At 69.2% G+C, this 13,442-nt stretch carries 14 protein-coding genes and 1 pseudogene; 12 read left to right on the forward strand and 3 right to left on the reverse strand.

What is annotated here, in order from left to right; genetic code table 11:
• Window position 1 precedes the first annotated feature (1 nt).
• From DXZ73_RS15460 to DXZ73_RS15500, 10 genes and pseudogenes are all read left to right on the forward strand, one after another.
• Window positions 2-1,891 carry a radical SAM/SPASM domain-containing protein gene (locus tag DXZ73_RS15460; RefSeq protein ID WP_116211578.1) on the forward strand — a complete coding sequence of 630 codons (1,890 nt, stop codon included), beginning with the start codon at window positions 2-4 and terminating at the stop codon, window positions 1,889-1,891.
• Complete coding sequence (locus DXZ73_RS15465) at window positions 1,888-2,511, forward strand: hypothetical protein (RefSeq protein WP_162890187.1); 624 nt, start codon at window positions 1,888-1,890, stop codon at window positions 2,509-2,511. Before DXZ73_RS15460 ends, DXZ73_RS15465 begins: the two co-directional genes overlap by 4 nt.
• On the forward strand, window positions 2,508-3,239 hold the full coding sequence (locus DXZ73_RS15470) for a hypothetical protein (protein ID WP_116211580.1): 732 nt from the start codon (window positions 2,508-2,510) through the stop codon (window positions 3,237-3,239). The genes DXZ73_RS15465 and DXZ73_RS15470 overlap by 4 nt, the downstream gene beginning before the upstream one ends.
• A gap of 5 nt (window positions 3,240-3,244) precedes the next feature.
• Window positions 3,245-3,880: a hypothetical protein gene (locus DXZ73_RS15475; RefSeq protein ID WP_116211581.1), complete on the forward strand. Its 636-nt coding sequence runs from the start codon at window positions 3,245-3,247 to the stop codon at window positions 3,878-3,880.
• Between the two features lie 11 nt (window positions 3,881-3,891).
• Window positions 3,892-4,788 (forward strand): protein kinase domain-containing protein, encoded by an 897-nt coding sequence (locus DXZ73_RS15480; protein ID WP_162890189.1) that lies wholly within the window; start codon window positions 3,892-3,894, stop codon window positions 4,786-4,788.
• Window positions 4,789-4,900: 112 nt separating this feature from the next.
• Window positions 4,901-5,068, forward strand: a complete 168-nt coding sequence (locus DXZ73_RS38130) for a hypothetical protein (protein ID WP_162890190.1) — start codon at window positions 4,901-4,903, stop codon at window positions 5,066-5,068.
• Window positions 5,069-5,167: 99 nt separating this feature from the next.
• Window positions 5,168-6,082: an aKG-HExxH-type peptide beta-hydroxylase gene (locus tag DXZ73_RS15485; protein ID WP_162890191.1), complete on the forward strand. Its 915-nt coding sequence runs from the start codon at window positions 5,168-5,170 to the stop codon at window positions 6,080-6,082.
• Window positions 6,079-7,428 (forward strand): serine hydrolase domain-containing protein, encoded by a 1,350-nt coding sequence (locus DXZ73_RS15490; protein WP_162890192.1) that lies wholly within the window; start codon window positions 6,079-6,081, stop codon window positions 7,426-7,428. The genes DXZ73_RS15485 and DXZ73_RS15490 overlap by 4 nt, the downstream gene beginning before the upstream one ends.
• 316 nt (window positions 7,429-7,744) lie before the next feature.
• A complete protein-coding gene (locus DXZ73_RS15495) occupies window positions 7,745-8,227 on the forward strand; it encodes an NUDIX domain-containing protein (RefSeq protein WP_162890193.1) in 483 nt (160 codons plus the stop codon).
• Window positions 8,228-8,297: 70 nt separating this feature from the next.
• A pseudogene (locus DXZ73_RS15500) lies at window positions 8,298-8,828 on the forward strand (AAA family ATPase); the annotation flags it as partial.
• Window positions 8,829-8,934: 106 nt separating this feature from the next.
• Here DXZ73_RS15500 and DXZ73_RS15505 read toward each other — a convergent pair.
• Window positions 8,935-10,143, reverse strand: coding sequence for an IS701 family transposase (locus tag DXZ73_RS15505; RefSeq protein ID WP_116211586.1), 1,209 nt, complete (start codon window positions 10,141-10,143; stop codon window positions 8,935-8,937).
• A 136-nt stretch (window positions 10,144-10,279) separates the two neighbouring features.
• Between DXZ73_RS15505 and DXZ73_RS15510 the strand changes: the two genes are divergently transcribed.
• Both DXZ73_RS15510 and DXZ73_RS15515 read left to right on the forward strand, forming a co-directional pair.
• Window positions 10,280-10,795 (forward strand): NUDIX domain-containing protein, encoded by a 516-nt coding sequence (locus DXZ73_RS15510; protein WP_116211587.1) that lies wholly within the window; start codon window positions 10,280-10,282, stop codon window positions 10,793-10,795.
• 48 nt (window positions 10,796-10,843) lie between these two features.
• The gene (locus DXZ73_RS15515) at window positions 10,844-11,677 is read left to right on the forward strand and encodes a methyltransferase domain-containing protein (RefSeq protein WP_240351357.1); all 834 of its coding nucleotides are present in this window, start codon (window positions 10,844-10,846) and stop codon (window positions 11,675-11,677) included.
• Between the two features lie 348 nt (window positions 11,678-12,025).
• On the opposite strand, the gene DXZ73_RS15520 is transcribed toward DXZ73_RS15515, so the two are convergent.
• Entirely contained in the window at window positions 12,026-12,361 is a 336-nt protein-coding gene (locus DXZ73_RS15520) for an HIT family protein (protein WP_116211588.1), read from the reverse strand.
• A gap of 13 nt (window positions 12,362-12,374) precedes the next feature.
• Complete coding sequence (locus DXZ73_RS15525) at window positions 12,375-13,415, reverse strand: DUF6624 domain-containing protein (RefSeq protein ID WP_162890194.1); 1,041 nt, start codon at window positions 13,413-13,415, stop codon at window positions 12,375-12,377.
• Window positions 13,416-13,442 lie beyond the last annotated feature (27 nt).

Below are 13,442 nucleotides of genomic sequence, written 5' to 3' on the forward strand. Positions count from 1 at the left end.
GATGCACCGCACTGTCGAACAGCACGACGCGATTGCCCAGTTGTACCGAAGTCTGGAAGCCGAGGACACCGGCAGCGCCGTATCGGTGATCTTGAAGCTGCGCGGTGAAACTTGCAACATCGACTGCCTGTACTGCTACGAGAAGCGCAAGGAGGCCTCGGGAGGAGCCCGGATCGACGCCAGCCAGGTTCGTCGACTCACCGAGCTCTTCCAGGGACGTCCACTCGCCGTCGAGCTCCACGGCGGCGAACCGCTGACCGCCGGGCGTGACCACGTTGCCGACATCCTGCGCGAACTGGCCGGCCAGCCCACCGTGGTCCGTGTCTCGATACAGACCAACGGCGTGTTGCTGGACGAGCAGTGGCTGGACCTCTTCGACGCCCTGTACCCGGGCCTTCAGATCGGCATCTCCCTGGACGGTGACGCGGCGGCCAATGCCTGGCGGGTCGGCTACGACGGCAACCCGGTATACCCGCGCGTCGCCGCCGCCTTGCGGCTGCTGGCCGCCCGGGATCGCAAGGTCGGCCTGATCGCTGCGGTCACCCCCGCCGTGCTCGGGCGGGCCGATGCCGTCGTGGACCATCTCGCCAGCTTCAGTGCTGTCAACGCCATCAGCCTCGCCCCCTGTTTCGACGCCTCCGTCCAGCGCCCCACCTCCACCGGCGGGCGGCGCCTGCCCACGAGCCGACGGCTCCAGGAAGCCGCCGTGCGCGGTCCCGGTGGCCCCGCGTGGGCGATCACTCCAGCCGAGTACGCCGAGTTCGTGCTCGCCGCCACCATCCGGTGGATCGGCGCCGGGTACTTCGCCCGCTTGAAACTGGAACCGGCGGTGTCCACCATCCGGCGGCTGCGCGGGCTAGACACCACCTTCTGCCACTTCTCCAACTTGAAGTGCGACCACGTCTTCACGCTGTCCCCGGACGGACGGCTTGGCAGCTGCGACGAACTGCCCTGGCCCCAAGCCCAGCTCACCCGCCTGGACCAGGTCTCTGGCCAGGCCGCGGTCATCGCGGCCCAGCGGCGGCTGCCGTTGCTGAATCAGGGCAAGGCCCTGATGGAGCGGTGTATCACCTGTGACTACCAGTCCGCGTGCGGCGGCGGCTGCGTGGCCACCCGCTGGCGCCAGGACCACGCCGGGGACCAGGACGCCTACTGTGACTACCGGATGAGGATGATCGACGGCATCGCCGCGCTCCTCGCCCAGCCCGCACACCCGGCGGGCGCCTGGTGCCGCACGGTGCGCTGGCGCCCCCGTACCCCGAACACCATGCGTGACGTCGCCGCCTTCCTCGCCCATTGGAACAGCCCCGGCACGTCCAGGGCGCCTGTGCGGCTGCGCACCAGCGCGTACGGCAACATCAACACCGTCGGCCTGCCCGGCGTCCACGAGGCCGACGACCTCGACCCGGCCCACCCCCAGTGGCACGAGGCGATCGAACCCGGAGTGCGTTCCCTGGTCGACGCCGTCACCCGCGCGTGGGGATTGGTCACCTACGACAGCTGCCAGGGCCACTCTTACCCCGACGTCGACCTGGAGCCCGCCGAACGACGGGTTGGCATCCTCCCGCGCGACGGCGCCGAGTACGCCCAGGCCGCCGACGCCCTGTGCCGGGCGGTCACCGCCGCTACCCCCGACCTGCCTGCCGCAGTGCAGGTGACTGTCGGTCGCGCGGAGCTGACCTGCGAGGTCGCCGGCCGGACTACCCCCGCCCTCGACCTGGCGTTGCGGCCAGCTCCCGGCCACGGGTGGCCGTCCTACTTCGATGCCGTGGACGCGGCCACCGCGGCCATCGTCGATGCCCTGCACAGCGAGGCCCCCGCGGCCGACAGGGGATGCTGCTGTCCAGTGCCGCAGGCCTCCACGTACGCCGTCAAGGAGATGGGGGCATGAGCAGCATTACGGACACATTGACGATCCATCAGCTATTGGGGCGGATCGCGTACTTCCACGCCCTGTTCATCGAACCCGCGCTCCAGCCCAGCACACTGCGCGGGCCGGGCTCGGAGTGCTGCAACCACGCCGCAAATCCTGGTCAATACTCCGTCGGCGAGGTACTGCCGGACTCCGCCTGGTCGGCCCTCACCGAGGTCGCGTCCACCCTCCCGACCTACCACCGGCCGTGCCCGAAGGCCGACGGCGTGTGCTGCGCTACCTGCCGCGTCGCCTCCGCAGCCGCAGCCGTCGCGGCCGGATGGGCGCAGACCGAGTACCGCAGCTACCGGCAGACCAAACCCGCCGTGTCGCTGCTGCACGTCTGCGAGCGCGCCGCGGCGGCACGGCTCGGGCGGGTCTTCGCCGACCAGTACGCCGCCTCTTGTCCGACGCTGGACCGGCTCACCGCGCCGGAAGTGCTCCCGGGTACCGAGGAACTTCCCTTGACCGGCGAGCTGCTGGCCCTGTGGGCCGACCCGACCACCACCACCCGTCAGCCCGTGGCCAGTTGGCTCAACCATTGCACCGGTCTGGACGATGTCCGCCGCGTGCTCGAGATGCGGAGGACCGGCTCGTGATCCATATCGCCGAGACCGTCACGGTCGGCAGCGTCGAAGGCTTCCTCGGCACCGAGGAGCTGGCCCAGATCACCTCCGTGATGGACGGCTTCCTCACCGAGAAGGCACGCGCCCGCTTCGGCGAGGAGCGGACCACTTCCATTCATGAGATCCCCGGCCATTCCCACGACCAGGCGATGGTGGTGTACGAGCCAGCCGGCCGAGTGGAGATGCCGAAGGTCCCGGCCGAGGTGGAGCAAGTGCTTCAGCACGCCTTCGACCGTGCCCGTCCCGCACTGTCCCGTGTCATGCCGTCGATCACCGCCTGCCGGCCGTGGACGTACGTCGAGTACGGCCCCGGCCAGCACATCACCAGCCACCTCGACAGCATCGCCCCCGACCCGCTCGCCTGGCCGCGGCAGATCGCCGGAATCAGTGTCGTGATCAGTGAGGCGGAGGCCGGCGGCGCCTTCTACGTCGAGAGTTCCTCCAGTGACCGCCTGTGGAATACCTGCCTCGACCAGGCCGGGAAGTACGACTATGCCGACGGCATGTGGCTGGCCCACGACGGCGCCGATCACTCCGCCGACTGGTTCACGCAGATGCCCCGCACCCGGTGGAGCGTGAACCCTTCTCCGGGCGCCGCACTGCTGTACGGGTCCCAGCTCGCCCACGGCACCGAGCCTGTAGACCGCGGCCGGGTCGCGAAGTTCATCAGCTGGCTGATCGCCGAGAAACACTTGGGGTGAGTCGCATGTTGCTGGCGTTGGAAGGGATTGCCGGAGCAGGGAAGAGCACGTTGCGCGACCGGCTCTTGGCCGCCGCCGCAGCCGAGGGCATCCGACTCGGGCACATCGGCCAGTTCTCCTGGCTGTCGCTTCAGGCGACCCGCACTCTCATCGATCTGCGGGCAGGCCGCCCGGCGAAGACAAGCAAGCAGGCGCTGGCGGCCGCCCGCCGCGACCTCGAACTCCATGCCCGCCACAACCTCGCACCCGCCTTGTCCCTGGGCCCGGTGGTCGCCGACCGGCTCACCCTGTCGACCGTCTGTCTTCTCGCTCTTCTGGACGGCCGTCCTGTCGCCGACCACGTCCTTCACCTGGCCGAGGTGGCACCCGCGCGGGCAGAGCTGACCGTCCTGCTGACCACCGAGCCGGAGGTGTGCCACACCCGACTCGCTCGTCGGCCCACCTCGCGCCGCTTCGGCGACGACCCGTCGACCGCCTGCCGACTCGCCGACCTGTACGAGCAGGCCGCCACCGCCTGGACCGAGACGACGGGACTTCCCGTGCTGCGGCACTCATGCACCACCGAGCCCGAACTCGACCTGCTGACCGCCGCCTGCCTGAACCAGCTGCGTACAGCCGCCCCGCATGCGGCACGAATATGAGGAGCCGCTCCATGCGCCTGCACCCCCTTCACCCCGCCGCCTGGGTCCTGGATCAGATCCGTGACACCGGGTGGCACGTGCATGACCTGCTCTCCTTCACCCGTGCCAGCACCCTGGTCCTCGTCAGCCGCGACGATGCGTCCCGGGTCGTCCTTAAAGCCGGCTTCGGCAGCAACCACGTCCTGGCCGAACTCGACGAAGACACCCGCAAGGCCGCCTACGGCTTCTACTGGTACGCGGAAATGTCCGAGGCCGAGCGGGCCCTAACCCGCGAGGACTTCCGCCATGAGATCGCCGTCACCCGCACCACTCAAGGCGCCAAGCACGTCGTGCCGCTACTCCAGGAAGGAAGCACCGCCCGGTTCGACTGGTACACCATGCCCTACTGCTCCAGCGGCAACTTCCGCCCCTTCCTCGCCGCCACAGCAGCCGGTGACCGCGATCAAACGAGGGCCGGACTGGGCATCCTGGCCGACGTCGCCGAAGGGCTGCGCACCCTGCACGAACACGGGATCGTGCACCGTGACGTGTACCAGGAGAACGTCCTCATCTCGGACGGGCGCGGGCTGATCACCGACCTCGGCGCGGCCCGCCTCATCCACATCTCCCGCGGGCCCGCCGCCCGGGGTCCGGAAGTGCACTGGCCCCCGGAGTACGCGACCTCCTACAACCGCGCCACGCCAGCTGCCGACGTCTTCAGCCTCGCGGTTCTGGTCTACCGCTTCCTGTGCACGGACATCCCCCGCCACGCCCACTCCCGGCTCGACACCGCCCCCGCCGTCCTGCGCCCGGTGATCTCCGCAGCCCTGGCCCCCGCGCCCACGGACCGGCCTGCGATGACTGAATTCCGCAACGCCCTGCGTACGGCCAGCACCCCAGACACCGTGATGACCCAGTTCGGCCAGTAACCACCACGCGGAGAGGAGATCGCGGTGCATACCGCCCGTTCGCCGCCTCGCCACCTGGCTCCAGAAGGGTGCACGGCCCAACTCCCCTGTTTCAGAAAGGACGAGCACGCTCATGGCCAACGACCGGATCAGCGACTTCCTCACCGCCGTGGAAAGCCTGCGCGGCGACGACGAGGCAGTCCGCACCACCGCCCACACCTCCAGCGTCTCCGCCGAAGGCTGGCCGACGACCGAGGCCCCCGCGACCACCGAGGTCGCCGCGGACGCCGACGCCGTCTGATCGCCGCACGCCACACCGGCAGCATGCGCCGGTGAGCACCTCCTGGGGCCGAACCACCACGGTCCGGCCCCAGGCCCCGCCCTCGGAAGGACCCGCCCCGTGGACGTGCCCGCCACCGTCTTCTCCTTCGCCCCCACCGAGATCCTGCACCGCGACCGGACCCGCCAAATCCGGGCCGTCATCCAGCCCCATGCCCATCCGGCAGGCAAAGCCGCCACGGCGACTGCAGCCGACTACTGCTTGGCCCACCACGTCCTCGAAGGAGCGGAGGCCGCTGCCCGCGCCCGGGATACGACCACCTTCGACTGGTACGGCACTCACCCGGACGCAAACACAGCAGCCCTGTCCGTGTCCACCGCCGTCGGCCCGCGCATCGTGGTCGCCCCCGGCGTGAACCGTCTGGCCCGCTCGGCGATCTCCGAGACCCCGTACTACGTGCTGGGCCCCGAAACCACCGCCGCCGGACCCGACTTGCAGGAACTGTCCGCCGCCGCATACGCCACCGCCGCGAAGACCGGCTTCGACGATCTGCTGGCCGCCCACGCCGTCATCCTTGTCCTGCTCCAGCACAAGCAGCTCGCCGACACCCTCGACAGCTGGACCATCACCCGCCTGCCCGGCACCGTCTTCTGCGACCACGTCGGAGATCCCGTCGTTCTTGCCCGCGACGTCATCCACGAAGCCGGCCACAACTGGCTCAACGACGCACTCGCCGCCACCGCCAGCAAAATCAGCAACGAGGCGCACTTCTACTCCCCGTGGAAGCAGACGATGCGCCCCGCCTTCGGCTTCCTGCACGCCTGCTGGGCCTTCCCCCTCACCATGATCTACACCGCCCGAATCCTGCCCCAGACCTCCGGCGAGTTGCACCGGTTCCTCGCCACCTACCTAGACCAGCAGCGCGACCTGCTCGCCCCTACTGCCGACAACCACGCCCGTGCAGTTGCCCTCATCCCCGATACCGGCCTGCGCCAACGACTCCACGCCGTCCACCACGAGGCCCGAAGCCTGTGAGCCACACCGACGCCACCACCCCGACAGATATCAGCCCCACGGCCCGAACACTCGAACCCGGCCTGGTCCTGCGCATCCACCCTGCCGGCTGCCCCCCGGTGCAGGCATACGCCGGAATGGCCAGCCTCGAACTGTCCGCTCCCATCGCAGAGAGCACCTCCTTCAACGTCGGCTCCGTCGCCAAGCAGATCACCGCATACCTGTGCGTACGCGCCGCGCATGACCGCCTCCTCGACCTGGACCGGCCGGTCGGCGACTTCCTGCCGCACTTCCGCATCCCCGACGTGACCGTCGGCGAGCTCATCCAGCACCGCGGCGGCATCCGCGACGCCGAATCCCTGCTCGCCCTGGCTGGTTTTCGCGAACTCGACCACTACACCGCCGAGGACCTGCTCCAGCTCGCCTTCCGTCAGCAACGCCGGGCCGTCGAGCCCGGCCGCTTCCTATACAGCAACTCCGGCTACCTCTTCCTCGGCGAAGTCCTCCGGCACGTCCACGGCACAGGTCTCCAAGTCCTCGCCGACGAGCAACTTTTCGCCCCTCTCGGCATGACCTCCACCCGTTTCCAGAGCGATCCGCGCGAGGTCATCCCTGGCGCCGCTTCCAGCTACCAGCACGCCCCCGCCGGCTGGCTGCATCAGCAGCGCCCGGTCGCCCTTCCCGGCCCAGGCTCACTGTGGTGCACCGCGACCGACCTTGATCGCTGGCTCGACCATCTGTGGCACGAATGGCAGCCCGCAGTCCGCTCCGTGCTTCCGTTCGAGCAACACCTCAACTACGGGCCCAGCGACCACCCGCCGTTCACGTACGGCGCGGGCCTGTACGCCGATCCCCGCCCCGGCCGCACCACCGTCTTCCACTACGGCCACGAACAGGGATTCTCCGCCGCTGCGCACCTCTCCAGCTCCGGACTTCGCACCATCTGCTTTTCTAACCACACCGGGATCGCTGCCGACCGCATCGCAATCACCGCCCTCGCCGAACTCGACCGCCACCCTGGAACCGACCCGGACGAAATCCTGCGCCGATCTCTTGCGTGCCGTCCCGAGCGACCGCCCACGCCGAGCGACCGTCCCGATCACGACGCGCCGCACACCCCGCTCGGCACATACGCCAGCGAGGACGTGCCCGGCACCGTCCGCCTGACCCGCAGCGAAGGGGCGCTGTACCTCTGGCGCAGAGGAACCCCCGATCGTCTCAACCGCACCGGGCCCGCCACGTACACGGCGAACGGCTACACCCTCACGCTCCCAACCAAGCTAGATGAAGGCAGCAACTCGACAGTAGAAAGCTTCGTCCTCCACCTCACCCGCGCGCCCGGACTGTCCTACCGACGCCGAGAGTGACTCCCCCCGGCCACGGCGCTGGCACCGCCGCCTGCGAACTGCGCTTCGCACCCGCGTTGGACACGGACATGCTGACCGACCGCCAGGGGCACAAGAACTTTGCCCTGCCACGCTTGGCCACAACCTGACCAGCCTTCCGCAGGCGGACAAGGCCGAAACCACACTCCGCGGGCTTCTATGACCCGCTGAGTGGCCACCACCCGCCAGATGCTGTCGGCCGGTCGAAGCGCACCCGTGTCCTTTGCCTGTCAGACCAGTTAGACACTGGGTGCCTTCAACCTGGTGCTCTTTTGCCCAAGGGGAGCAGGAGGGGATCTTGAGCGATCGCTACATCCGGAACGCGGCGACCGGCCTCGTCGTCCGCAATGGCCACGTCTTACTCGGCCGGGGAGACTGGCCCGAGCCCGGAACCTACTGGCTGCCCGGCGGCGGCCAGAAGACCGGAGAGACCCTGGCCGCCTGCGCCGAACGGGAAGTCCTGGAGGAGACTGGCGTCCGCGTCACCGCCGGGCCCATGCTCCACCTACGCGAACACATCCCGTGGAACCACCCCGGCAGCCCGAGCACACCCCACGTGCACCGCATCGATGCCATGTTCTGGTGCCAACTCATCGAGGAACCGGACGTGCTCGGCGGCACCGTGCCGGACGACGGGCAGACCAGCTCGGAGTGGGTGCCGGTGGACAAGATCGCCGGGCTGCGATTCATCCCACCTAGCGTCCAGGCCCGACTTCCCGAACTCATCGCCCTGGACCAGGCCAGCGGCCTGAACAACTTCTACGCGGGAGACGACGCGTGATCCACACAACGGGCACCACCCGTGACGAACCATGAGGAAGGTGATGGGGTGACCAGCACTCGTCGTCGTTACCGGTCCCCCAGGCACGGGCAAGACCACGCTGGCTCACGCGCTCGCCCGCGAGCTCGGATGCCCCGCGATCATCCGGGACGAGCTCAAACAGGGAATGGCCCTTACCTCTCCTGGCTACCAGGCCGGAGGCGACGATCCGCTCAACTACCCAACTCTGGAGGCATTCTTCGAGGTCGCAAGAGTGCTGTTGAAGGCTGGCGTGACGATCGTCATCGAAGCCGCGTTCCAAGACCGGTTGTGGCGACCGAGCCTCCAGCCGCTCCTCGCCCTCGCGGACATCCGCGTCATCCGCTGCAACACCCCTACGGACATCGCGCACGACCGAATCGCCCACCGCCTACAGCACGGCAACCACCGCGCAGCTCATGGAGACCGCGACCTCCTGGAAGCCCTCGCTTCCGGAGAACACTCTCTCGGCTCCTTCGTGCCGATCTCCCTCGACGTCCCCACACTGACGGTCGACACCTCCGGCGGCTACAAGCCGGGCTTCGAGGACATCGTCTCCTTCACCCTAGTAGGACTTTGTTAGGTGGTGTCGTAGGGCTGCCAGGGTGGTGCGGGTTGGTGGCAGGTCGGGCAGGTGCTGGTCCAGGTGGCGATGAGGTGCTGGAGTCGGGCGAGGGTCTGGTAGAGGCTCAGGCCCGAGCAGGGACTTTTGGGCTGGTCCGCTGTTCGGTCAGGAAGAGGTGGGCGGCGGTGACGAGGGTGACGTGGCGGTGCCAGCCGTCGAAGGAGCGGCCTTCGAAGTGGTCCAGGCCCAGGGCGGTCTTCAGCTCGCGGTAGTCGTGCTCGATCCGCCAGCGCAGTTTCGCCAGCCGCACCAGGGTGGCGGGCGGGATGTCCGCGGGCAGGTTGGAGATCCAGTACTTGACCGGCCCGGATACCTGTCCGGACCACTGGGCGATCAGCTGCCGGGTGGGGATGGTGCCGTCGTCGGCCGGTTTCGGGCGGCGTCCGGCGGGACGGACCCTGAGCAGGGAAAACGGTGCAGCCATCGGTCCCCGTGAGCCTTCACGCCAGGCGATGGTGCGAACGCGGTCCCGTCCCGCGGCCAGTACGTGTTCGTGCAGGGGCACGGGCCGGGTGCGGTAGCGGGGCAGCGGGCGCGGGCCGAGCCCGCTGTAAGGCGGGGTATACGGCACGGCATCCCCGCCGTGCGCGGTCAGCCCGCCCTTGACCTGCAACGCATAGGCCAGGCCGCGTTCTTCCAGTGCTGAGCGGAACCGCGCGTTGTCACCGTAGGCGGAGTCCGCGACGACCAGGGCCGGCCACAGCCCTGCCGCGGCCAGCTCGTCGAGCATCTCGGCCGCGAGCTGCCACTTGGTCCGGTGGCACTGCCCGGACGGGATGCGGCACTTTGCCCGGCGCCCGGCCGCCCCGGGCCCGTCCCATTCCGCGGGCAGGAACAGCCGCCAGTTCAGCGGGCAGGACGCGGTATCGGTTGCCGCGTGGATACTCACCCCCACCTGGCAGTTGGAAACCTTCCCCAGCGTCCCGGAGTACTGGGCGGCCACCCCGGGCGAGAAGTCACCGTCCTTGGGGAAGCCGGTGTCGTCGACCACCCATACCTCCGGCCTGACCACTCCCACCGCCCGGCGGGCCAGCCCCATCCGCACAGCAGCGGCCGGCCAGGTCGACGACGTCACGAACTGCTGCAGAACCTGATGGTCGACACCGAGCCTCTGAGCCATCGGCTGCATGGACTTGCGCCGTCCGTCCAGCAGCAGGCCCCGCATGTACAACTGGCCCTTGGCCCGCTGGTCCGCACGCGCCAGCGGCGCGAAGACCTCCGCCGCGAACACCTCCAGCCGGTCACGGCACCCGGCAAGCTCCTCCGGAGTCATACCCGCAGCGAACCACCAGACCTGACCCCTGACCAGACACCTAACAAAGTCCTACTAGGCTCCGCCCCATGATTTCGGCCACCGTCAACAACGACGCCGCCCAAGCTCAGGGCCTGCCCCCGCCAGGCGCGACCTCATGAGCCAGACAGCCCCGGCCATCCCGATCCGCGCCTGCGCCGTCATCCTCCACGACCGCCACATCTGTCTGATCCACCGCGAGCGGCCCGACGGCGACCAGTACTCCCTGCCCGGCGGCCTCGTCCACGCCGACGAAGAGGTGCCAGCCGCTCTGGCCCGCGAACTCAAGGAAGAACTCGGACTCGACCTCGCCGAGCTGACCAGCCGTCCCGAGCTGCGCTGGGTGCAAGACCAGATCACCACCCGCCCCGGCAGCAGCGCGCCGTTCCGGCGACTCCACCTCATCCACGTACTGCACCTGCCGCCCGACGCCCGGCAGACCATGGCCAACACGGAACAGGACGCCGAAGATCACGCTCCTATCGTCTGGACACACCTCGACCGCGCCGCCCGCCTTCACCTCTACCCAGCAGCCGGTGAAGCGATCGGCACGCTCGCCAAAGCACACGACCAAACCGCTACGGCGCCGGTCCTCCTGCCACCGATCACGGACCGGACCTATCGGTGGCGCTGACGCCCGTTAGAACCGCAAAAGACATCCCACGCTTCGGGGAGATAGACCGTGCAGGAACCGCTGCGTGCGCCCGTGAACGATCACGGTGTTGCTCACGGCTTCACGTCGGTGGACGCCCAGCCCCGGCCAGCCGACTGGGTTCAGATCCTGGACCGGTTGAGTGCGGAGCCGTTCTACGTCGCGTACAAGCAACGGCTGCAAGAGTTCCTGCGCGCCGAGGCCGGCGGGCTGTTCCTTGAGGTCGGAGCGGGCACCGGGGACGCCGCTGTATCCCTGCGCTCGCGCTACGGAGCCGAGGTCGTCGCGGTCGACAGCTCCTTGACGATGATCGCGCAGGCAAGGAGCCGAGGTGTGGTGCATGCCGCTGTCGCGGACGGACACCGGCTGCCTTTCCGGGCGGGCCAGTTCGAAGGCGCCTGGGCCGACCGAGTCCTGCAACACGTAACCGAACCGCTACGGGTACTGGACGAGTTGCTGCGAGTGGTCCGCCCCGGCGGCCGGGTCGCGTTGGCAGATCCGGACTACGACACTCAGGTACTCGACATCGACGACCAGGAACTTGCCCGCCGGGTTCTGCGCTTCCGGGTCGACGTGGCGCTGCGCAACGGCTCGCTGGCCCACCGGCACGCCGGACTGCTCGCGGCCCGCGGCCTTCACGACATCACGGTGGAAGCCCGGACTCTGGCCGTACGCGATCCGTCGGCGGCCGAGAACGTCATGGGCCTGCGTACCTGGGCGCACACCGCCGCGGCCCGGGGCTACCTCGACCCCATGGACGCGGACCAGTTCGTGAACCAGTTCGACGACGCCGTGCACGAGGGGCGCTTCATGTACGCCGTCACGTTCTTCCTGACCGGGGGCACGCTGCCCGTGCCGAGCTGATCGGATGCCACCGGCCGTCTGACCGCCACGGCCACCACTCACCGAGGACGGGTTTTCAGGCGTCGGTTTACCAGTCGTCGGTTAACCGGTCCCCGGTGGACCAGGCGTGTTTACTAAGACCCTCACCAAGTTCCCCCTACCCCCGCAGGTCGTTCTGGCTGACGCTTCGCACGCCGCTGGCGGCGTAGCTGACGAGGGCGTCAATGCCGCTGTCAGCGCCTTCTGTCGCTCGACAGCATCCCGAGTTCCTTGATTGCTTAGTCGGGCTCGTAGGGGGCGTTCAGGGCTGTTCTCGGGCCTTCGCTGTTGCCTGCTGCCCTGTCGGTTCGTGGTGCGGGACGGGGTGGTTCAGGTAGTTGGTAGTGGCTCGCCGGAGAGCACGTGGACGTGCCAATGCTGGCTCTCCTGGTAGCGGCCCATGTTCGTCATGACGCGGCAGGCTCCGTGTTCGTTCTTCACCGCAGCGGCGGCTTGGCGGACGACGGTCATCACGTCCAGCAGCAGCTGATCGCCTCCGTCGCCCAGGTCGATGAGCGAGAGGACGTGCCGCTTCGGGATGACGACAAGGTGGACGGCGTACGCGGGTCTCGTGTGTTCGAACGCGAGGACCGTGTCCGTCTCGGTGATCTTCCGGACCTGGGTGAGTCCGCTCAGGACCTGCTCGCAGTAGATGTCGTCCCCCACCTGCTGGCCCTCCTTACGGCTTCCGCGGGTTGGCTTCGGCGATCTCCTTGGCTCGTTCAGCGACCGGGTTCAGGCCGACCTCGGCCCTACGCTCGTCGACATCGCCGGGCTCGCGGATCGGGGAGGGCTCCCAGTCGCCGCCCGGTGGCCGGCGGAACTGCGTACCGAACCACTGGCTGCCCTCGGTCCGAACGGAGATGCGGTCTTCGAGGAAGGCGAGCTGCCACGGTGCGGCGTCGCCGCCGGTAACCGCCTCGGCAAGCAGGTTCACCCACTGCTCCTGGAGGTGGGGTTGCCGGTCGGCGTGCTGCGCCAGAAGCCAGGCCGCGTCCGCGCCGTCGTCGCCACACAGCGCCCGCCCGGGCCACCCCACCTGTTCGATGACGCCCTTGAGCCAGTGGGTGTTGTCGTTGTCCATGGCCGCCCAGCGCGCGGCAACGTCGTCCGTGACCGTGTCGCGCAGGGCGTTGCGGAACGCTTGGTCGACGTCGCCGCGGCGCAGCAGTTCGTTGCGCAGGGCCTCGTCCCGGGCGGGGCAGGCGCGCTGGGCGGCGGCCGTGGGAGGCACGAGTTCGTGCAGGGCCTCGCCGAGGATGCGGGTGTCCGCGGGCGCGTCCAGGACGGCCAGCTCGTCGGCGGTGATCCAGCGGAACGGGTGCTCGCGGCGGCCGACGGGGCCGTACGGCCGGTCGACGACTCCAACGTGGATGTGGTCGAGGTGCACGTGCCGTTCGGGGTGCTGGCCGTCGGCTGCGGCGGGCATGCTCACCGTCCACCAGGGCGCTCCGTCGACGCACGCCTCGGCGCCGGTCTCGGGGTGCGGGTAGTCCGCGGGCAGCGCGTACCCGGCAGGCGGCAGGAGCCGGGCCCGGTAGCCGGTCTCCTCGACGGTCTCTCGCAGCGCGGCCTGCTCGGGCCGCTCGCCGGGGTCTATGTGACCGCCGGCGACCATCCAGCCGCCGTGACGGGGGTGCTCGATGACGCCCAGCCGCCACGTGTCACCGAAGCGGGCGAAGAGATACAGGCTGGCGGTGCGGTGCCGGACCAGATCCACCGCCGCAGCGTCCCACGCCGCCGTGCC

The organism is Streptoverticillium olivoreticuli subsp. olivoreticuli, from assembly GCF_003391135.1.
Taxonomy (GTDB): Bacteria; Actinomycetota; Actinomycetes; order Streptomycetales; family Streptomycetaceae; genus Streptomyces; species Streptomyces blastmyceticus.